This window comes from Pelomonas sp. BJYL3, from assembly GCF_027257975.1.
Lineage (GTDB): Bacteria > Pseudomonadota > Gammaproteobacteria > Burkholderiales > Burkholderiaceae_C > Roseateles_B > Roseateles_B flavus.
In genome coordinates this window covers 286,555-306,070 of record NZ_JANZKX010000004.1, presented here as the reverse complement: position 1 = coordinate 306,070, position 19,516 = coordinate 286,555, and the positions used below count along the sequence as shown (strand labels likewise).

The window sequence follows — 19,516 nt, the reverse complement described above, 5'->3', positions numbered from 1 at the left end:
GGAACCGCATCCTTCAGGACGTTAGACTTTTGCGCATGGCACCGGGCCTGCGTCCGGTGCACCACCTGCCAAGGATACGGACCATGCTGCCTTCTTCTCTCACGCCACGCCTGGGCGCCACCGCCCTGGCCTCGATGCTGCTGATCGGCCTGTCGGCCTGCGGCGGTGGCGGCGACATCGGCAATGACATCGGCAATGGCGTCCAGTGCGGCCTGGCCAACTGCAAGTCCTCGAGCGAGGTGGCGCCCCAGGACCTGCGCCTGGGCGGCAACCTGCGGCGCGAGGACGGCCGCGTGACGGCGGATCTGGGCTTCAGCTACCGCGCCAACCTGCTCACCGTGGTCCGGCTGGATGCGCCTGACGCGCTCTGGCTGATGCCGGGCAATGTGCCACTGACACCCACCTCGGACCTCGGCGGCACGCTGGCAGCCCAGGTCCAGAGCAGCCAGGACGCCTGGACGATCCGGCTGCAGCACAGGGGGCAGACCCTCGACAGCACGGTCACCCTGCCCGCGGCGGTGCAGATCCGCGTGGCAGCGCCCGCTTCGCTGCAGCGCTCCCAGGGGCAGTTCGGCTCCACCCTGTCGGGCCCGGCCGGGCTGAACCCGCAGCTGAGTCTGGCGGACGGCGAGTGCCAGCTCGCCGACGGCCGCACCGTGCGCTGGACGGGCTATCGGGGCGGTCCGCAGGCGCGCCTGCAGACCAGCACCGCCGACCAGTCCCAGTACGCCGTCGGCCTGGAGGACCTGCAGGCCAGCCTCGACCAGGCCGCCGCCGGGGCCACGGGCAGTCCCAGCACTCCGGTCACGGTGAGGCAATGCCGCCTCGGCCTGGTGTGGGAATACAGCGTCAAGGGCACGGCGGCGACGGGGCTCTCCACCCACAGCCTGATCACCGGCATCAGCCAGGCCCGCCAGGTGCTCAGCTACGCCAACGACCGCTGATCAGGCGCCCGCGCCTGCGCGGCGCAGGCGGCGGTGCGCGGCGCGCGCATGGGGCACCCAGTCGTGGCGTGCCCAGCGGCGCCACATCAGCAGGCCGCGCAGCCATTCGTCGGCGGCGTAGGCGATCCACACCCCCACCAGGCCCAGGCCCAGCTGATGGCCCAGCAGCCAGCTGCCGCCGGCCAGCACCAGCACCATGGAGCCGCTGCCCACCATCACCGGATAGCGGGCGTCACCGGCCGCGCGCAGGGCGTTGATCACCACCAGGTTGAAGGTGCGGCCGGGCTCCAGCAGCACGGTCAGCCACAGCAGGGTGCTGCCCAGTTCGATGATGGCCGGATCCCGGGTGAACAGGCCCAGCAGCCAGGGGCCGGCCAGGGCGAAGCTGCCCGCCACGCCCACCGAGACCATCAAGCCGCGCGCCATGGCCCGCCGCACCAGGCGGTGGGCGGCGTGCAGCTCGCCGGCGCCGATCAGGTGGCCCACCACGATCTCCGCGGCGAAACCGGTGGCCAGGCCGAAGAGCAGGATGAAGTACATCAGCTGCGAGACATAGGCATGCGTGGCCAGGGCCTGCGCCCCCATGTGCCCCACCACCGACACGCTGACCATGAAGGCCAGCCGGTAGGCGATGTTCTCGCCCGCCCCGGGCAGGCCGATGTGCAGGATGGCGCCCAGCTCCTGGCGCGGCAGCCGCCACCAGTCCGCCGCCTGCAGGCGAAGGCCCAGCCGGGCGCGCCACAGCCACAGGTGCAGGCCCAGCCCCAGCAGGCGGCTGGCGATCAGGGCCAGGGCGAAGCCGATGAGGCCCAGCTGCTGCATCAGCGGCACAGCCAGGGCCAGCTGCAAGGCCTGCATGGCCACCAGCACAGCCAGGGTGTCACGGGCCCGCAGGTGGGCGCGCATCACGCTGGCCATCGCGGCATTCCAGGCGTCCAGCAGCATGGCCGGGCCCAGCAGCACCAGGAAGGGCGTGGCCAGGGGCAGGACCTCGGCCGGCGCCCCCAGCAGGCTCAGCAGGGGCTGCGCGGCCAGCATGGCCCCCAGGCCGGTCAGCAGGCCGATCCAGCTGCTGGCGCCGACGGCCGCGCGAGCGGTGGCGTCGGCGATGTCCCGGCGGCCGCTGCCCAGGGCCTGCGTCAGCACCACGCTGATGCCGGCGCCGATGATGCGGAACAGGATGAACAGCGTGCCCGAAACGTGGTTCGCCAGCGCAAAGCCCGCGCCGGCGCTGTCGGAAACGCGGGCGGCCAGCAGGGTGCCCAGCAGGCTGATGGCGATGCCCAGGCCCATCTCCAGGAACAGCGGCCAGGCCAGGTTGAAGAGGCGTGGCGCGCCTGGTCCCCCCTCTTTAGGGGGTGTCGATGAATTTTTCACTTGAAATCTGGAAAAGAGCTGAAACAGCTGGTGTCGGCCGATAGCCTCGATGCAATCGAGGTTGGCACGGATATTGCATTTTTAGATCGGATTTCGTTACATCAGAGCATCAAGCTCAACAATACTGAGGGGTTTTCGCATGTCTTTCCGCAAACTGGCCGTCGCCGCCGCGACCCTGGTGACTTGTTCCGTGGCCTTCGCCACCCCGGTGGTGAGCCAGTCCTCGAATGCAGTGGCCCTGGCCACGGCCATCGCCGGTTCCGGCATCAGCATCAGCAACGCCGTCTTCAGCACCGATGCTCCGGCCGGTTCGGCTGGCACCTTCACCGGTGGCACCGCCAGCGTCGGCTTTGACAAGGGCATCGTGCTGACCACGGGCACCACCAGCTGCGTGGCTGGCCCGAACAATGCCGGCAACTGCACCGGTGCAGGCACCTATTCGTCGCTGAAGTTCGACTTCACCTCGGCCACCGGCGCCGTGTTCTTCCGCTATGTCTTCGGCTCGGAGGAATACAACGAGTACGTGGGCTCGCGCTTCAACGACCGCTTCGAGCTCCTGCTCAACGGCGTGAACATTGCCAAGCTGCCCGGCAGCGGCACCGAGGTGTCGATCAACAACGTCAACTGCGGCATCAACGACAGCTACTACCGCAACAACAGCGCCATCACCGGCTGCCCCAGCAACAAGCTGGACATCCAGTACGACGGTCTGACGACGGTCCTGACCGCCTCGGCCTCGCTGCTGGCCGGTTCGGTCAACACCTTCGAATTCCGCGTGCTGGACGTGGGTGATGCCAACTACGACTCCGGCGTGTTCATCGAGGCCCGCTCCTTCTCGGGCAGCAGCGGTGTGCCGGAACCCGGTTCGCTGGCGCTGGCTGGCCTGGCCCTGGCTGGCCTGGGCATGGCCCGTCGCCGTCGCGCCTGATCGGCGGACCGCTCCCAAAGAACCCCGCCCCGGCGGGGTTTTTTAATGCCCGGCGCAGCCGGCACATGGAAGGCGAGGGAAGGTGAGGGACGGAGCGGGCAGGGGCGGCGCGGGCTTCAGTCGCCGCCGCCGCAGGAGCTGCCACAGGAGCTGCCGCAGCTGCTGCCGGCATCACAGGCGCTGCTGCTGGTGTCGGTCCCGCAGGAGCTGCCACAGCTGCTGCCAGACCCGCCCGATTCGCCGCGGGCCCGGGCATCAGCCTGGCGGCCCAGGCGATCCAGCTGCTGTTGCCAGGAGGCCTGCTCGGAGGCGGTCAGCAGGCCCAGGCCCAGCAGGCTGGCGCCATGCACGGCGTGCAGCTGGGTGCGGCCGCGCGGATCGCCGTCGACATCCAGCACTTGGTGGCTCAGGCATCGCAGGCCCTTGTGCCAGGCGTAGTGCCAGCCGCCCGGCATGCGCAGGAGGCGGTCGAGCTCGAAGACCAGGGGCAGGCGACCGTCCAGAGGATTGAGCTGCTCGGCGCGGCAGCAGGCGGCATAGCAGCGGCTCAGCGCATGGTCCAGCGGGCCCGGCAGCTGCGCCTCCTTCAGATGGGGCACCTCGCGGCCCAGGCGCTCGTGCTGCAAGGCGGCCAGGCCGGTGGCATCCCAGTGCAGCCAGGCGTGCCAGACGGCGTCCGCCGCCCGGCTCGGCAGGGCGCAGGGGCCGTCGGTCCGCGCGGCGGCCAGGAAGAACTGCATCAGCCCGGTGGAAGCCAGCAGCCAGTCGGCCTCCCGGCTGGGCAGGCCGGGGAATTCATCGGCGGCATGCTCCAGCCAGGCCGCATGCAGGCGCGAGGGCAGGCGCTGCTGAAGGGCCAAGGCCTGGGGGCAGCGACGCTGCAGCTGCTGGCGGGCCCGGACCGCGCTGCGGCGTTCGTGCCAGGCCGTCCAGCGCTGGAGAAGGGTGGGGGTGGCGGCAGGGACCGTCATGAAAAGGGAAGAGCTGACCGTTTGGCTGCGCGCATCATGACGCGTCAGGCCCACAGTCCGCCCGGTGTTTTCCCTGGGAAAGGCCGGGCTGCCGACCATGGCTTCCGGCCTGGTGCAAGGCGGCTCCCACAATGGCCGCACCTCACGGACATGCCGAGACCCACCATGCGACTGCCCAAGCCCTCCTGCCGCCCCACCCACCTGGCCCTCGTGACCAGCCTGCTGCTGAGCCCGTTGCTGGCCCAGGCCGCCGAAGGCATGTGGACCCTGGACAACCCGCCCACCGCCCTCATGCGCCAGCAGGTGGGCTTCGCGCCCGATGCGGCCTGGCTGGGCAAGGCCATGCGCGGCTCGGCCCGCCTGGCCGGCGGTTGCTCCGGCAGCTTCGTCTCCCCGCAGGGCCTGGTGCTGACCAACCACCACTGCGTGGCCGAGTGCGTGGAGCAGCTCTCCAGCGCGGACAAGGACTTCATGAAGAACGGCTTCCTGGCCCGGACCCGGGACGAGGAGAAGGCCTGCCCCGCCATGGAGGTCAACCGCCTTGAGGCCATCACTGACGTCACCGATCAGGTGAAGGCCGCCACGCGCGGTCGCGAGGGCGAGGCCTTCACCAAGGCCTTCAACGCCATCCGGGCACAGCTGACCGCCAGCTGCGTGGGCGCCGACAGCAAGACCCAGCGCTGCGACCTCGTCGACCTCTACCACGGCGGCCAGTACAAGCTCTACCGCTACCACCGCTTCCAGGACGTGCGCCTGGCCTTCGCGCCGGAGCAGTCCATCGCCTTCTTCGGCGGCGACCCGGACAACTTCAACTTCCCGCGCTATGACCTGGACATGGGCCTGCTGCGCGTCTACGAGAACGGCCAGCCCGCTGCGGTGAAGGACTTCTTCCCGGTCAACACCCAGGGCCCGGCCGCGGGCGAGGCGGTCTTCGTGACCGGCCATCCCGGCTCCACGCAGCGCACGCTGACCGTGGCGCAGCTCGAGCAGCTGCGCGCCCAGCGCCTGCCCGAGACCCTGGTGGACATGTCCGAGTACCGCGGCCGCCTGGCCCAGTACCGCACCCAGGGCGAGGAGCAGGCCCGCATGGCCAATGCCGAGCTGTTCTACGTGGAGAACGGCATCAAGGTGCTCAGGGGCCAGCTGGCCGCCCTCAACGAAGCCTCCCTGATGGCCGCCAAGCGGGCGGACGAGGCCCGGCTGCGCGCCTTCGTGGCCCGGCAGCCAGCGCTGAAGCCGTCCGCCGGCGCCTGGGACGCCATCGCCCAGGCCCTGCAGAACTACCGCAGCTACCGCACGCTGAACAACCAGCTGGAAGGTGGCCGCGCCTTCAACAGCCAGCTCTTCGGCATTGCCCGCACCCTGGTGCGCGGCGCCGCCGAGCGCAGCAAGCCCGATGCCGATCGCCTGCCCGAGTTCGCCGAGGCTGGCCTGCCCGCCGTCGAGGCCCAGCTCTTCTCGCCGGCGCCGGTCTACCCGGCCTTCGAGAAGTTCAAGCTGAGCTACTCGCTGGAGAAGATGCGCGAGCACCTGGGCGCCGACGCGCCGGTGGTCAAGCAGGTGCTGGGCAAGGACTCGCCCGAGCAGCTGGCCGCCCGCCTCGTCGACGGCAGCCAGCTGGCCGACATCGCCCAGCGCAAGGCCCTCTGGGAAGGCGGCATGGCCGCGGTGCGCCAGAGCCAGGACCCCTTCATCCGCCTGGCCCTGGCGGTGGACGAGCAGTCGCGGGCCCTGCGCCAGCGCTATGAGCGCGAGGTGGAGTCGGTGATCCAGAAGAACTCGGAGCGGGTCGCCCAGGCGCGCTTCGCGATGACCGGTCCCAAGGTCTACCCCGACGCCACCTTCACCCTGCGCCTGTCCTACGGCAAGGTCGAGGGCTGGAAGGAAGGCGACACCCAGGTGCCGCCCTTCACCACCCTGGGCGGCACCTACGAGCGTGCCACCGGCGCCGAGCCCTTCGCGCTGCCGGCCTCCTGGCTGGCCGCCCGGGACAAGCTCGACCAGACCAAGCCCTTCAACCTCGTCAGCACCAATGACATCATCGGCGGCAACAGCGGCAGCCCCATGCTCAATGCGCGGGGCGAGCTGGTGGGCCTGGTCTTCGACGGCAACATCCATTCCATCGGCGGCGCCTACTGGTTCGAGACGGCACGCAACCGCACCGTGGCCGTGAACGCCGCGGCCATTGCCGAGGCCATGGACAAGATCTACGGCGCCGGCACCCTGCTGAAGGAAATGCAGGGCCGTTGAGCCGGGATCAATTCCACGTCTGATTTGGGCGGCGGTGGCGCCGCCGCTGGGCTATGCTCAGGCACCACCGCCTGGATCGCCCGCATGACCTCGCGCCGCCACGCCGTCCTGGCCCTCAGCTGCTGCTGCGTTCCCCTGGCCTTCGCCGGGGAGCCTCCCCTTCGGATCTCCACCCTGCTGGAGCAGGACCCGGCCACCCAGGTGGCCGAACGCGTGCTGCGCGAGGCCTACCGCCAGCTGGGCCGTGATCTCCAGGTGCTGGGCATGCCCGGCGAGCGCTCCCTCATCAGCGCCAACACGGGCGAGACCGACGGCGAGCTCTACCGCCGCGCCGGCATCGAGCAGCTCTACCCCAATCTGCTGCGGGTGCCCGTGGCGCTGGTGCAGTACGAGATCGTGGCCTTCTCCCGCCGCTGGAACTTCAAGGTGCAGGGCTGGGAGAGCCTGCGGCCCTATCGCCTGGGCTTCGTCAAGGGCATCAAGATCATCGAGGAGAACACGAAGGGCATGCAGCTGGAGCCTGTGGCCACGCTGCAGCAGGCCTTCGTGAAGATGGAGCTGGACCGCTCGGACCTGGTCTTGTCCAACCGCCTCTCCGGCCTGGCCAGCCTGCGCCAGCACGGCATCCAGGGCGTGGTCCAGCTGCAGCCGCCGCTGGCCAGCTTCCCGGTCTTTCACTACCTGCACCGCCGGCATGAAGCCCTGCTGGCACCCCTCACGCAGGCTCTGCGCGAGCTGGAGCGCAGCGGCTTCATCCGCCGCGCCAGCGAGGAGGTGGCGGCGCAGTACAAGGACGTTTCCGTCCCGTCGCCGGTGCCGCCCGTGCCGCCCGTGCCGCAGTAGCCCGCTACAGCACCTCAGCAGGGCCTCCCGGCTCCTCGCGCCAGCCCCCCAAGGGTGTGAGGCCCTGTGACCACGAAGTGCCGCCGGGTGTCCGGACAATGCGCGGGCGGCGGAATGTCCCGCCAGTCCTTTGAGGAGCACGCCATGAACAAGAACCTGACCCTGACCCTGGCCCTGCTGGGCGCCGTGCTGGCCGCCCCCGCCTACGCCGCCGCCAAGCCTTGCGAGGAGCTGAAGGCCGAGATCGCCGCCAAGCTCGACGAGAAGGGCGTCAAGAACTACACCCTGACCGTGGTCGAGAACGACAAGGCCGGTGAGGTCAAGGTCATCGGCAGCTGCGAGGGCGGCAGCAAGAAGATCACCTACGAAAGGAAGTGATCGCGACGGGTCAGAAGAAGGGCCCGGCGAGGCGTGGCCACAGCGCAACCGCGACAATAGCCCCGCCTTCCGATTTGCCGAGTGACGCCCCATGACCCTTCGCAGACGTGACCTCCTGCTTTCCCTGCTGGCTGCCGGCGGCCTGGGCGCGGCCCGGGCCCAGCGCATTGCCCTGCCCGTGTGGGGCGCGGCGGTGGTCAAGGCCTACCCGCATGACCCCGGCGCCTTCACCCAGGGGCTGGAGTGGCACGGTGGGCATCTCTACGAAAGCACCGGGCTGGAGGGGCAGAGCACGATCCGCCGAGTCAACCTGGTGGACGGCCGCGTGCTGCAGAAGGTCGACGTGCCGGCCGAGCATTTCGGCGAGGGCATGACCATCGTCGGAGACGAGATCTTCAGCCTCACCTGGAAGTCCCAGATCGGCTTCGTGTGGGACCTCAAGACGCTCAAGCGCAAGCGTGAGTTCCGCTATGCCGGCGAGGGCTGGGGCCTGACGCACAACGGCGAGCAGCTCATCCTGAGCGACGGCACGGCGCAGCTGCGCTTCCTGGATCCGGCCACGATGAAGGAAGTGCGCCGCATCTCCGTGAGCGCCCTGGGCCGCCCGCTGGATCAGCTCAACGAGCTGGAGTGGGTGGACGGCCAGGTCTGGGCCAATGTCTGGCAGCAGGACGTCATCGCCCGCATCGACCCGATGAGCGGCCAGGTGCGCGGCTGGATCGACCTGCGCGGCCTGCTCCCGCAGGCGCAGGCGCGCCAGGCCGACGTGCTCAACGGCATCGCCTACGACGCTGCGGCCAAGCGCCTCTTTGTGACCGGCAAGCTCTGGCCGCAGCTCTTCGAGATCCGGCTGGTGCCGAGGGCCTGAGCCCCCGGCGCCTGGCGTGATCAGCCGTTCTTCTTCGCGACCAGGGTCAGGATGTCGTAGCTGGCGACCAGTTCGCCGCGCTGGTTCATCACCTGCACGTCCCAGGCCACCACGCCCTGCGGCGGCTGGTCCGGGCGGTTGCCTCGGTCAATGCGGCGCTTGCAGGTGAGGCGGGCCTGGATGGTGTCGCCGATGGCCACGGGGTTCACGAAGCGCAGGGTGTCCAGGCCGTAGTTGGCCAGCACGGGGCCCGGCGCGGGCGAGACGAACAGGCCGGCGGCAGCCGACAGCACGAAGTAGCCATGCGCGATGCGCTGGCCGAACTGCGTGTCCTTGGCCGCGACCTCGTCGAAGTGCATGTAGAAGTAGTCCCCCGAGACGCCGCCGAAGTTGACGATGTCCGCCTCGCTGACGGTGCGGCGGTGCGTGAGCAGCGAGTCGCCGACCTGGATCTCCTCGAAATACTTGCGGAAGGGGTGGACCACGTCTTCCTGCACCTTGCCGCCGCGCTGGTACTCGCCGGTGATGGCGGTCAGCATGGTGGGCGAGCCCTGCACGGCCACGCGCTGCAGGTAGTGCTTGACGGCGCGGATGCCGCCCAGCTCCTCGCCGCCGCCGGCACGGCCCGGGCCGCCGTGCTTGAGCATGGGCAGGGGCGAGCCATGGCCGGTGGATTCCTTGGCGGCGTCGCGGTCCAGCACGTGGATGCGGCCATGGAAGGCGCCGGCATGCATCACCGCTTGCGCGGCCAGGGCCGGCGTCTTGGTGATGACCGAGCCCACCAGGCTGCCGCGGCCCTTGGCGGCCAGGGTCAGCGCCTCGTCGAAGTCCTCGTAGGGCATCAGCGTGGACACGGGCCCGAAGGCCTCGACGCTGTGCACCGTCTCGTTGGCCAGGGGGTTGCGGCACAGCAGCAGCGTCGGCGCGAAGAAGGCACCCTCTGCCACGCCCTCGCCCACAGGCGCGAAGCCGTCGCGGGCGCTCAGCAGCACCTCATTGCCTTGCGAAAGAAGGGCCACGCGCTCGGTGACGTCGTCCTGCTGCTCGCGCGAGGCCAGCGCGCCCATGCGCACGCCCTCGACGGCGGGGTCGCCCACCTTGATCTTGGAGAGCCGCTCGCGCAGCTTCTCGCCCACGGCGTCCACCAGATGGCGCGGCACGATGGCGCGGCGGATGGCCGTGCACTTCTGGCCGGCCTTGGCGCTCATCTCCTTGGCCACTTCCTTGACGAAGAGCTCGAACTCGGGGTCGTCCGGCGTGACGTCCGGGGCGAGGATGGCGCAGTTGAGGCTGTCGGCCTCGGCGTTGAAGGGGATGGAGCGCGCGATCAGGTTCTTGTTGACGCGCAGCATGGCGGCGGTGTCGGCCGAGCCGGTGAAGGTGACGACGTCGGTCTCCTCCAGACGGTCCAGCAGGTCGCCCGAGCTGCCGACGATGAGCTGCAGCGCGCCCTCGGGCAGCAGGCCGCTCTCCTGGATCAGGCGCACGCAGGCCTCGGCCACATAGCTCGTGGCGGTGGCCGGCTTGACGATGCTGGGCATGCCCGCCAGGAAGGTGGGGGCGAACTTCTCCAGCATGCCCCACATGGGGAAGTTGAAGGCGTTGATGTGCACGGCCACGCCACGCTTGGGCACCAGCACGTGGCTGCCCCAGAAATGGCCTTCCTTGCCCAGCTGCTGGGCCGGACCCTCGTGGACCACATTGCTGGAGGGCAGCTCGCGGCGGCCCATGGAGGCGTAGGCGTAGAGGGTGCCGATGCCGCCCTCGATGTCGATCCAGTTGTCCGGGCGCGTGCCGCCGGTGTGCACGGAGATCGCGTAGAGCTGCTCCTTGCGCTCCATCAGGTAGGCGGCCAGGGCCTTGAGCGTGGCGGCGCGCTGCTGGAAGGTCGACTTCAGCAGGGCAGGCAAGGCCTGACCCCGGGCGTAGGCGAGGCTTTCGCCGAAGTCCAGGCTCTCGGCATGCGTCTGGGCGATGAGGCGACCGTTGAGCGCGCTGTGCAGGCCGCGTGCGGCCTGGCTGCCGACCCAGCGGCCGGCGATCAGGCTTTGAAGAACAGGGACGTTGGCGCTCATGGCGGCTCCTCCGGAATCGACTGGGAATGGGTGAAAGAAAGGCCCCGCGGCTGCGGGGCGTTTCGAGGGGCGGCGCTCCCGGGGAGCGCTGCCTTCAGAGAGGGATCAGGGCTGGTACTTCCAGGTCCCGTTCTCGATCTTGACCATCACGCGGGCGCGCTGGTCCAGGCCGAGGTGGTCCTTGTCGGACATGCTGAACACGCCGTGCGCGCCGGGCATCTCCTTGACGGCCTCCAGGGCGTCGCGCAGGGCGGCACGGAAGGCGGGCGTGCCGGGCTGGGCCTTCTTGACCGCGGCGGGGATGGCCGCCTGCAGCAGCTGGCCGGCGTCCCAGGCATGGCCGCCGAAGGTCGAGACGGAGCCCTTGCCGAAGGCGGCCTCGTACTTGGCCGCGTAGTCCAGGGCGCTCTTCTTGACCGGGTGATCGGCGGGCAGCTGCGTGGCCACCAGCACCGGGCCCGAGGGCAGGAAGGTGCCTTCCACGTCCTTGCCGCCCACGCGCAGGAAGTCGTTGTTGGCCACGCCGTGGGTCTGGTAGAACTTGCCGGTGTAGCCGCGTTCCTTCAGCGTCTTCTGGGGCAGGGCGGCGGGCGTGCCGCTGCCGGCCACCAGCACGGCGTCGGGCTTGGCGGCGAGGATCTTCAGCACCTGGCCGGTCACCGAGGTGTCGGTGCGGTTGTAGCGCTCGTTGGCCACGATGGTCAGGCCCTTGGTCGAGGCGACCTTGTTGAACTCGTTGTACCAGCCCTCGCCGTAGGCATCGGCGAAGCCCACGAAGCCCACCGTCTTCACGCCCTGGCTGGCCATGTGCGAGGCGATGGCCAGGGCCATCATGATGTCGTTCTGCGGCGTCTTGAAGACCCAGCGCTTCTTGGCGTCGATGGGCTCGACGATACGGGCCGAGGCAGCCATGGAGATCATGGGCGTCTGGCTCTCGGCCACGGCGTCGATCATGGCCAGGCTGTTGGGCGTCACGGTGGAGCCCACGACCACGTCGACCTTGTGCTCGGTGATCAGCTTACGGGTGTTGGCCACGGCCGTCGTGGTGTCCGAGGCGTCGTCCAGCACGATGTAGTTGACCTTCTGCCCGGCGATGGTGGTGGGCAGCAGGGTGAAGGTGTTCTTCTCGGGGATGCCCAGGGAGGCGGCCGGGCCGGTGGCCGAGACGGTCACGCCCACGTTGATGTCGGCCAGGGCCTGGCCCATGAGTGCGGCGGTGCCGGCCAGCGCCAGCAGGGTCTTCTTCATCAGCTTCACGGTGTCTCCTTGTGTTGGTCTTGCCAGTGTGTGCAGGATGCGGATCCTCGCGCGGTGATCGTCGGTGCGAAAGCCTTCACGAGACTTTCGCCGTGCCCACGGCCCCGAGGCCGCCGAAGAAGAGGTCGGCCACCATGGGCGCGACCGAGTCGTAGCTGAGCTCGCCGTCGGGCTTCAGCCAGGTGAAGGTCCAGTTGATCATGCCGAACAGCAGCATGGTCAGCGGCTTGTGCAGCTTGGCGGCCTGCAGCTCCGGGCGGACGGCGGCCACCGCCTCGGCGAAGGCGTTGACCACCTGGCGCTCGACGGCCAGCAGGCGCTCCTGGTCGGCGCCCTCGAGGAACTTGACGTCCTCGGTCAGCACCCGGTGCTCGTTCTGCGCCTCGCCGTAGGCCTGCATGAAGCGGGCGATGAGGGTGCGCAGATGCGGCTCGGGGGCCAGGTCTTGCCCCTTCACCTCTGCCACGAGGGCCGCCAGGCCCTGGACGTGGGTCTCGCAGATCTGCACCAGCAGCTCGTGCTTGTCTCGCACGTAGTGGTAGAGCGTGGGCTTGCTCACCGCGCAGGCCTCCGCCACCTGGTTCATGGAGGTGCCGGCATAGCCTTGCGCGGCGAACAGCCGCGCCGCCTGCGCCAGGATCTGGTCGCGGCTGGCATCGAATCCGGGGGCTCTGCCTCTGGCCATTTGTCAGTCTTGTCGTTGCGTGGAGAAGGCCAGATTCTCAACGTTCATCGAAAGAGATGACGACTCGGGGCGTCAAGGCATGCGCCTGGCAGCTGAGGATGAAGCCGGCCGCCACCTCGTGCTTCTCCAGCGCGAAGTTCTTGTCCATGCGCACCTCGCCCTCGATCAGCTTGCAGCGGCAGGTGGAGCACACGCCGCTCTTGCAGGAGAAGGGCACGTCCATGCCGGCGCGGGCGGCGGCGTCCAGGATGCTGGGGTCGCTCTTGCTGACGCTGATCTCGCGCGAGAGGCCGTCGCGGATCACCAGCACCGTGGCCACCTCGGCGTCGCCCTCGCGCACCTCGTGCGGCGCGGGCTGGCCGGCCTGCATCTCGGGCGTGCCGAAGCGCTCGATGTGGATGGCTTCGGGCTTCACGCCCGCGGCCAGCAGCGCGGCCTCGGCCTCGTCGTTCATCTGGTAGGGGCCGCAGATGAAGGCGTGGTCGATGCTGGCGGGCTCGATGAGCGCGCCCAGGAACTCGGCGATCTTGTCGCGGTTCATGATGCCGGCCATCAGCGGCGAATCCACCACCTCGTCACTGAACACATGGTGCAGGGAGACGCGGGTGAGGTACTGGTTCTTGAGGTCCTCGATCTCCTCCTTGAACATGGTGGAGGCCTGGCGGCGGTTGCCGTAGATGAGGGTGAAGCGGCTGCCCGGCTCCTTCGCCAGCACCGTCTTCATGATGGACAGGATGGGCGTGATGCCCGAACCGCCGGCCACGCCCAGGTAGTGGCGCTGGCTCTGCGGCTCCACCGGCACGAAGAAGCGGCCCTGTGGCGGGAAGACCTGGATCACGTCACCCGCCTTGAGCTCGCGGTTGACCCAGTTGGAGAAGCGGCCGCCCTGCACCTTGCGCACGCCCACCCGCAGCTCGCCGTCGTCCACGCCGGCGCAGATCGAGTAGGAGCGGCGCAGGTCCTCACCGCCCACGTCGGCGCGCAGGGTCAGGTATTGCCCTTGCGTGAACTTGAACAGCTCGCGGGACTCGTCCGGCACGTCAAAGCTGACGATCACGGCTTCTTCGGTGTCCGGGCGGACGTCGCGGACGCGCAGGGGGTGGAAGTTGAGGCTCATATCAGTGATCCATCATTGAATGCGGCAGAACCGCCGCAGGAACGGCATGCATTCCCAAGCGAGGTCCGGGGATCCGGCTTTGCCGGGCCCTTGGACCTGCCCCCTCGAAGGGGGCTGGCGAAGCCAGCAGGGGGTGGGCCGTCATATGGGTTTGAAGTGTTCGAAGGGCTCGCGGCAACTGAGGCAGCGATACAGGGCCTTGCAGGCCGTGGAGCCAAAGGCGGACAGACGCTCCGTCTGCTCCGACCCGCAGCGCGGGCACGCGAGCTTCGTCAGCGAGGCGCGGTGCACCAGCCGGATCGGCTGCTCCGCGCCCGGATGCGCGGGGCCCGGCGGCGCGATGCCGTAGGCCTTGAGCTTGGCCCGGCCTTCCTCGGTGATCCAGTCGGTGGTCCAGGCGGGCGAGCGCTGCATCGTGATCGTGACCTCGCCGAAGCGGGCCAGGGCCTCGCGCACGTTGTCCTGGATGAGCTCGGTGGCGGGGCAGCCCGAATAGGTGGGCGTGAGCACCACCTCCAGGCCGCCGGCCGTCTCCTTGAGATCACGCACGATGCCCAGCTCGCACAGGCTCACCGCCGGCACCTCGGGGTCCGGAATCTGGCGCAGCACTTCCCAGGCGGCTGAGAGCCGCCCGCAAGCCTGATCCGAAGAGGCGTCCGTCATGGCGGAACTCGATGCGAGTCGGGATTCCCCCAGCGGAGCCCGAGGATCCGGCTCCGCCGGGCCTGCGGGCTCGCCCCCTTGAGGGGGCACGCGAAGCGTGTAGGGGGTGGTCATTCCGTTCACCACACGCCGCCGGGGAAGGCGCGCTGCAGATACTGCATTTCCGACAGCATGTGCCCCATGTGCTCGCTGTGGATGCCCACGCGGCCGCTCGGGATGTAGCGGCTGTCGGCGGGCGCCTGCAGCGTGGCGCCGGCCAGCACCTCGTCCATGGCGGCACGCCAGTCGGCGCGCAGGGTGTCCCAGGCAGGGCCCAGGCCGGTGGCCGCAGCATGTGCGTCGATGTCGTCGCTGGCGAAGAGCTCGTTGGTGTAGGGCCACAGCGTCTTCAGCGCCTCTTCGATGCGGCGGCGCGATTCCTCGGTGCCGTCACCCAGGCGCTCGGTCCAGTCGGCCGCGTGCTGCTGGTGGTAGCTGGCTTCCTTGAAGGCCTTGGCGGCGATGGCGGCGACCTCGGCGTCGCTGGAGTCCTGCAGCCGGGCCCACAGCAGGCGCAGCCAGGTGGCGGCGGCCAGGTTGCGTGCGGTGGTGAAGGCGAAGTCTCCTCGCGGCAGTTCCATCAGCACCGGGTTGAAGTACTGGCGCTCGTCGCGCAGAAAGGCCAGCTGGTCTTCGTCGAAGCCCTGGCCGTCGAGCTGCCCGGCACGGGTCAGCAGGCCGCGGGCCTGGCCGATGAGGTCCAGCGCCATGTTGGTCAGCGCCAGGTCCTCTTCCAGGATGGGGCCGTGGCCGCACCACTCGGAGAGGCGCTGCGAGAGCACCAGGCAGCTGTCGGCGATGCGCAGCAGGTAGCGCACCTCGGGCTTGTCACCCACCTTGATCGATTGTTGGCTCATGGTGGGCGCGCTCACATGTGATTGACGGAGTCCGGCAGCTCATAGAAGGTCGGGTGGCGATAGACCTTGTCTTCCATCGGATCGAAGTACATGCCCTTCTCGCCGGGGTCCGAGGCCACGATCTGGCTGGACAGCACCACCCAGATGCTCACGCCTTCCTGGCGGCGGGTGTAGACCTCGCGGGCCATCTGCAGGGCCAGCTTGGCGTCCGGCGCATGCAGGCTGCCGCAGTGCTTGTGGTCCAGGCCGGCCTTGCTGCGCACAAAGACTTCCCACAGGGGCCATTCGTTCTTGGGGGCTTGCTGATTGCTCATGATGGGGTTCCTTGTGCTCAGGCTGCTTGGGCCTTGGTGGCTTGTTTTCTGGCGTGGGCAAGGGCCGCTTCACGCACCCATGCACCTTCGTCCCAGGCCTTGACGCGGGTGGCCAGGCGTTCGCGGTTGCAGGGGCCGTCGCCGCCCACCACGCGCCAGAACTCGTCCCAGTCGATGGCGCCGAAGTCGTAGTGCTCGCGCTCGGCATTCCACTTGAGATCGGGGTCCGGCACGGTCACGCCCAGCACCTCGGCCTGCGGGATCGTCGCGTCCACGAACTTCTGGCGCAGGTCGTCATTGGAGATGCGCTTGATGCCCCAGCGCATGGACTGCTCGGAGTTCGGCGAGTCCTTGTCATGCGGGCCGAACATCATCAGCGAGGGCCACCACCAGCGGTTGACGGCGTCCTGCACCAGGGCCTTCTGCTCGGGCGTGCCCTTCTGCATCATCACCAGCAGGCTCTCGTAGCCCTGGCGCTGGTGGAAGCTCTCCTCGCGGCAGATGCGGATCATGGCCCGCGCATAGGGCGCATAGGAGCAGCGGCACAGCGGCACCTGGTTCATGATGGCCGCGCCGTCCACCAGCCAGCCGATCACGCCGATGTCCGCCCAGTTCAGCGTGGGGTAGTTGAAGATGGAGCTGTACTTGGCCTTGCCCGAGTGCAGCGCTTCCAGCATCTGGTCGCGGCTGGTGCCCAGGGTCTCGGCGGCGGAGTAGAGGTAGAGGCCGTGGCCACCCTCGTCCTGGATCTTGGCCATCAGGATGGCCTTGCGCTTGAGCGTGGGCGCGCGCGTGACCCAGTTGCCCTCGGGCAGCATGCCGACGATCTCGGAGTGCGCGTGCTGGCTGATCTGGCGCACCAGGGTCTTGCGGTAGTGATCGGGCATCCAGTCCTTGGCCTCGACGAACTCGCCCTCGCCGACGCGGGCCTCGAAGGCCTCCAGCCGCTGGGCGTCCTCCGCGCTCTGCACCTTGGCCGCCTGCTCCTGCGGCCCGACGCTCATCGCTTGTGTGTACATCAGACACTCCTGTCTGTTTGAGGTTGGTATTCCCGGGTGAGTGCCGCCGATCCGGCTTGGCCGGGCGGTCGGCGCTGCCCCGTGGAGGGGGCGCGCGAAGCGCGTAGGGGGTGTTTCATTTCGGTCGGCGGTCGATCACGCGCCGTGCCTTGCCAACCAGCGTGCGTTCGATGCTGTCCGGCGCACCGATGTCGATCTTGGTGGAGACGCCGATCAGCGTCTTGATGCGGTGCTGCAGATGGCGGGCGATGCCGTCCTTCTGCGCCATGTCGGCGCCGGGCTGCATCTCGCAGCGCACCAGCACCTCGTCCAGCGGGCCTTCGCGGCTGACGACGATCTGGTACTGGCCCGAGAGCTGCGGCTCCTGCAGCACCAGCTCCTCGATCTGCGTGGGGAACATGTTGACGCCGCGGATGATCAGCATGTCATCCGAGCGGCCGACGATCTTGCCCATGCGGCGCATGCTGCGCGAGGTGGGCGGCAGCAGCCGGGTGAGATCGCGCGTGCGGTAGCGGATCACCGGCAGGGCCTGCTTGGAGAGCGAGGTGAACACGAGCTCGCCCTCGGCGCCGTCGGGCAGCACCTCGCCGGTCTCGGGGTCGATGATCTCGGGGTAGAAGTGGTCTTCCCAGATCACCGGGCCGTCCTTGGACTCGATGCACTCGCTGGCAACACCTGGCCCCATCACCTCGGAGAGGCCGTAGATGTCGACAGCATCGATGCCGGCCTTGGTCTCGATCTCGCGGCGCATGGCCTCGGTCCAGGGCTCGGCGCCGAAGATGCCCACCTTCAGCGAGCTCTCGCGCGGGTCCAGGCCCTGGCGCACGAACTCCTCGATGATCACCTGCATGTAGCTGGGCGTGACCATGATGGCGTCCGGCCGGAAGTCCTGGATCAGCTGGACCTGCTTCTCGGTCTGCCCGCCGGACATGGGGATGACGGTGCAGCCCAGCTTCTCGGCGCCGTAGTGCGCGCCCAGGCCACCGGTGAACAGGCCGTAGCCGTAGGCGATGTGCACGATGTCTCCGCGGCGCACGCCGGCGGCACGCAGGGAGCGGGCCACGAGGCCGGCCCAGGTGTCGATGTCCGCCTGCGTGTAGCCCACCACGGTGGGCTTGCCGGTGGTGCCCGAGGACGCATGCAGGCGCACGATCTGCTCGCGCGGCACGGCAAACAGCCCGAAGGGGTAGTGCTCGCGCAGGTCCTTCTTGGTCATGAAGGGGAACTTGGCGAGGTCGGCGAGCGTCTTCAGGTCCGAGGGGTGCACGCCCTTCTCGTCGAAGGCGGCCTTGTAGTGGGGCACGTTCTCGTAGGCGTGCTGCAGTGTCCATTGCAGGCGCTGCAGCTGCAGGGCCTGCAGCTCGTCGCGGCTGGCGGTCTCGATGGCTTCCAGGTCGCCGGGGGCGGGGTGCTTCACGGTCATGGGTTCACTCCTGCGCCGCACCTGCGGTCAGGCCGGGGACCACGGGCTTGCCCTTGATGCGATAGGACTTGCCGCGGAACACGGCCACCAGCTCATCCCGCTGGTTGCGCACATTCACGTCATAGACGCCGGTCCGGCCGGCGAGCGAAACCTCGTGGGCGACGGCGGTCAGCACGTCGCCCTGCCGTGCGGGCGCCACGATGTCGATCGTGATACCCGAGGCCACCGTCAACTCGTTGTACGCGTTGCAGGCGAAGGCAAAGGCCGAATCGGCCAGGGTGGTGATGAGGCCGCCATGGCAGATGGCGAAGCCGTTGAGCATGTCCTGGCGCACCGTCATGCGGATCGTCGCGCTGCCCGGCCCGACGACCAGGATGTCCATGCCGAGGCCCTTGGAGGCATGGTCCTCGCGGAACATGGCGTCGCGCACGGCTTCGGCGACGGCTTGCGGGCTCAGGGGCGTGGACATGCAGGAGACTCCTTGAACAACAGGAACGGCGCAGGGCCGGGCGGGGCAGCGGGCTCAGCGGTCCTTGAAGACCGGCGTGCGCTTCTCCAGGAAGGCAGCGGCGCCCTCCAGGTAGTCGTGGGCGAAGCCCAGCTGACTCTGCATCACGGCTTCCAGCTTGAGGGCGTCCTCGAAGTTGAGGCTCAGGGCTTCGTCGAAGGCCTGGCGGGTTTCGACCAGGGCGCGGGTGGGCATGCCGGCCAGGCGGGTGGCCAGGGCCTGGGCGGTGGCGGCCAGCTCCTCATTGGGCACGACGCGGGCGATCAGGCCCAGGCGGGCGGCTTCCGGCGCGGGCAGCTTGTCGCCCAGCAGGGCCAGCTCCATGGCCTTGGCGCGGCCCACCAGGCGGGTCAGCAGCCAGGTGCCACCGCAGTCGGGCACCAGGCCGATCTTGGAGAAAGCCTGGATGAAGCTGGCGGACTCGGCCGCAATCACCAGGTCGCAACCCAGGGCCAGGTTGGCGCCGGCACCGGCGGCCACGCCGTTGACGGCGGCAATCACCGGCACGGGCATGGAGCGCACGCGCAGGGCCAGGGGGATGTAGTAGTTGTCCAGCAGGTGGCCGATGTCCTTGGGGCGGGCGTCGGTGCCGAATTCGGGCTTGATCAGCGGGTCTGACAGATCCTGGCCCGCGCAGAAGGCGCGGCCCGTGCCGGTGATCACCACGGCGCGCACGCTGGCGTCCTCGGCGGCCTCGTCCAGCGCGGCGCGGGTCTGGGCCAGCAGCTGGGCGGTGAAGGCATTCAGCGCCGCGGGGCGGTTGAAGCTGAGGGTGCGCACGGCACCTTCCTGGCTGATCAGCAGGGCAGCGTCGGCCGAGGAGGGCTGGGAAGGCGTCAGGGACATGAGCGGGCCTCGTGTGGCTATGCGTCAGGTCAAGGTTCTTGCACTCTTGACCGACCGGTCGGTAGATCGTAAGGTGCCGCTTGATCTGGCACAAGCGCTGGCGGATTGGCGTAAACCCTAGGTTTGCCCGGTCCCGCCAGCGCCGCGGCCTGCC

19 protein-coding genes are annotated in these 19,516 nt (G+C 69.1%); 6 read left to right on the top strand and 13 right to left on the bottom strand.

Features of this window, described 5'->3' with window-relative positions:
• Window positions 1-83 precede the first annotated feature (83 nt).
• On the top strand, window positions 84-944 hold the full coding sequence (locus tag O9Y01_RS14980) for a hypothetical protein (RefSeq protein WP_269632408.1): 861 nt from the start codon (window positions 84-86) through the stop codon (window positions 942-944).
• Here O9Y01_RS14980 and O9Y01_RS14975 read toward each other — a convergent pair whose 3' ends face one another.
• Window positions 945-2,321: an MATE family efflux transporter gene (locus tag O9Y01_RS14975; protein WP_269632407.1), complete on the bottom strand. Its 1,377-nt coding sequence runs from the start codon at window positions 2,319-2,321 to the stop codon at window positions 945-947.
• 139 nt (window positions 2,322-2,460) lie between these two features.
• On the opposite strand from O9Y01_RS14975, the gene O9Y01_RS14970 reads away from it, so the two are divergent.
• Complete coding sequence (locus tag O9Y01_RS14970; protein WP_269632406.1) at window positions 2,461-3,249, top strand: choice-of-anchor L family PEP-CTERM protein; 789 nt, start codon at window positions 2,461-2,463, stop codon at window positions 3,247-3,249.
• 116 nt (window positions 3,250-3,365) lie between these two features.
• On the opposite strand, the gene O9Y01_RS14965 is transcribed toward O9Y01_RS14970, so the two are convergent.
• Complete coding sequence (locus O9Y01_RS14965; protein WP_269632405.1) at window positions 3,366-4,220, bottom strand: hypothetical protein; 855 nt, start codon at window positions 4,218-4,220, stop codon at window positions 3,366-3,368.
• Between the two features lie 165 nt (window positions 4,221-4,385).
• On the opposite strand from O9Y01_RS14965, the gene O9Y01_RS14960 reads away from it, so the two are divergent.
• From O9Y01_RS14960 to O9Y01_RS14945, 4 genes are all read left to right on the top strand, one after another.
• Window positions 4,386-6,470 carry a S46 family peptidase gene (locus O9Y01_RS14960; RefSeq protein ID WP_269632404.1) on the top strand — a complete coding sequence of 695 codons (2,085 nt, stop codon included), beginning with the start codon at window positions 4,386-4,388 and terminating at the stop codon, window positions 6,468-6,470.
• Between the two features lie 84 nt (window positions 6,471-6,554).
• Window positions 6,555-7,313 (top strand): substrate-binding periplasmic protein, encoded by a 759-nt coding sequence (locus O9Y01_RS14955; RefSeq protein WP_269632403.1) that lies wholly within the window; start codon window positions 6,555-6,557, stop codon window positions 7,311-7,313.
• Window positions 7,314-7,457: 144 nt separating this feature from the next.
• Window positions 7,458-7,691, top strand: coding sequence for a DUF1161 domain-containing protein (locus O9Y01_RS14950; protein WP_269632402.1), 234 nt, complete (start codon window positions 7,458-7,460; stop codon window positions 7,689-7,691).
• Between the two features lie 91 nt (window positions 7,692-7,782).
• Window positions 7,783-8,559 (top strand): glutaminyl-peptide cyclotransferase, encoded by a 777-nt coding sequence (locus O9Y01_RS14945; protein ID WP_269632401.1) that lies wholly within the window; start codon window positions 7,783-7,785, stop codon window positions 8,557-8,559.
• Window positions 8,560-8,579: 20 nt separating this feature from the next.
• Here the strand turns inward: O9Y01_RS14945 and paaZ are convergent, their stop codons facing one another.
• The 11 genes from paaZ to O9Y01_RS14890 all read right to left on the bottom strand — a co-directional run bounded on the left by paaZ (window position 8,580) and on the right by O9Y01_RS14890 (window position 19,362).
• Window positions 8,580-10,634 carry a phenylacetic acid degradation bifunctional protein PaaZ gene (gene paaZ, locus O9Y01_RS14940; RefSeq protein WP_269632400.1) on the bottom strand — a complete coding sequence of 685 codons (2,055 nt, stop codon included), beginning with the start codon at window positions 10,632-10,634 and terminating at the stop codon, window positions 8,580-8,582.
• Between the two features lie 105 nt (window positions 10,635-10,739).
• Window positions 10,740-11,882, bottom strand: a complete 1,143-nt coding sequence (locus O9Y01_RS14935) for an ABC transporter substrate-binding protein (protein ID WP_269632543.1) — start codon at window positions 11,880-11,882, stop codon at window positions 10,740-10,742.
• An 85-nt stretch (window positions 11,883-11,967) separates the two neighbouring features.
• Entirely contained in the window at window positions 11,968-12,576 is a 609-nt protein-coding gene (locus O9Y01_RS14930) for a TetR/AcrR family transcriptional regulator (protein ID WP_269632399.1), read from the bottom strand.
• 37 nt (window positions 12,577-12,613) lie between these two features.
• A complete protein-coding gene (gene paaE / locus O9Y01_RS14925) occupies window positions 12,614-13,693 on the bottom strand; it encodes a 1,2-phenylacetyl-CoA epoxidase subunit PaaE (protein ID WP_269632398.1) in 1,080 nt (359 codons plus the stop codon).
• A gap of 141 nt (window positions 13,694-13,834) precedes the next feature.
• Window positions 13,835-14,356, bottom strand: a complete 522-nt coding sequence (gene paaD / locus O9Y01_RS14920) for a 1,2-phenylacetyl-CoA epoxidase subunit PaaD (RefSeq protein ID WP_269632397.1) — start codon at window positions 14,354-14,356, stop codon at window positions 13,835-13,837.
• Between the two features lie 119 nt (window positions 14,357-14,475).
• Entirely contained in the window at window positions 14,476-15,252 is a 777-nt protein-coding gene (gene paaC, locus O9Y01_RS14915; protein ID WP_269632396.1) for a 1,2-phenylacetyl-CoA epoxidase subunit PaaC, read from the bottom strand.
• Window positions 15,253-15,263: 11 nt separating this feature from the next.
• Window positions 15,264-15,566, bottom strand: coding sequence for a 1,2-phenylacetyl-CoA epoxidase subunit PaaB (paaB, locus tag O9Y01_RS14910; protein ID WP_269632395.1), 303 nt, complete (start codon window positions 15,564-15,566; stop codon window positions 15,264-15,266).
• A gap of 17 nt (window positions 15,567-15,583) precedes the next feature.
• A complete protein-coding gene (gene paaA, locus O9Y01_RS14905) occupies window positions 15,584-16,585 on the bottom strand; it encodes a 1,2-phenylacetyl-CoA epoxidase subunit PaaA (protein WP_269632394.1) in 1,002 nt (333 codons plus the stop codon).
• A gap of 115 nt (window positions 16,586-16,700) precedes the next feature.
• Complete coding sequence (paaK, locus tag O9Y01_RS14900; protein ID WP_269632393.1) at window positions 16,701-18,008, bottom strand: phenylacetate--CoA ligase PaaK; 1,308 nt, start codon at window positions 18,006-18,008, stop codon at window positions 16,701-16,703.
• A gap of 4 nt (window positions 18,009-18,012) precedes the next feature.
• The gene (gene paaI / locus O9Y01_RS14895) at window positions 18,013-18,477 is read right to left on the bottom strand and encodes a hydroxyphenylacetyl-CoA thioesterase PaaI (protein WP_269632392.1); all 465 of its coding nucleotides are present in this window, start codon (window positions 18,475-18,477) and stop codon (window positions 18,013-18,015) included.
• Between the two features lie 54 nt (window positions 18,478-18,531).
• Window positions 18,532-19,362: an enoyl-CoA hydratase-related protein gene (locus O9Y01_RS14890; protein WP_269632391.1), complete on the bottom strand. Its 831-nt coding sequence runs from the start codon at window positions 19,360-19,362 to the stop codon at window positions 18,532-18,534.
• Window positions 19,363-19,516 lie beyond the last annotated feature (154 nt).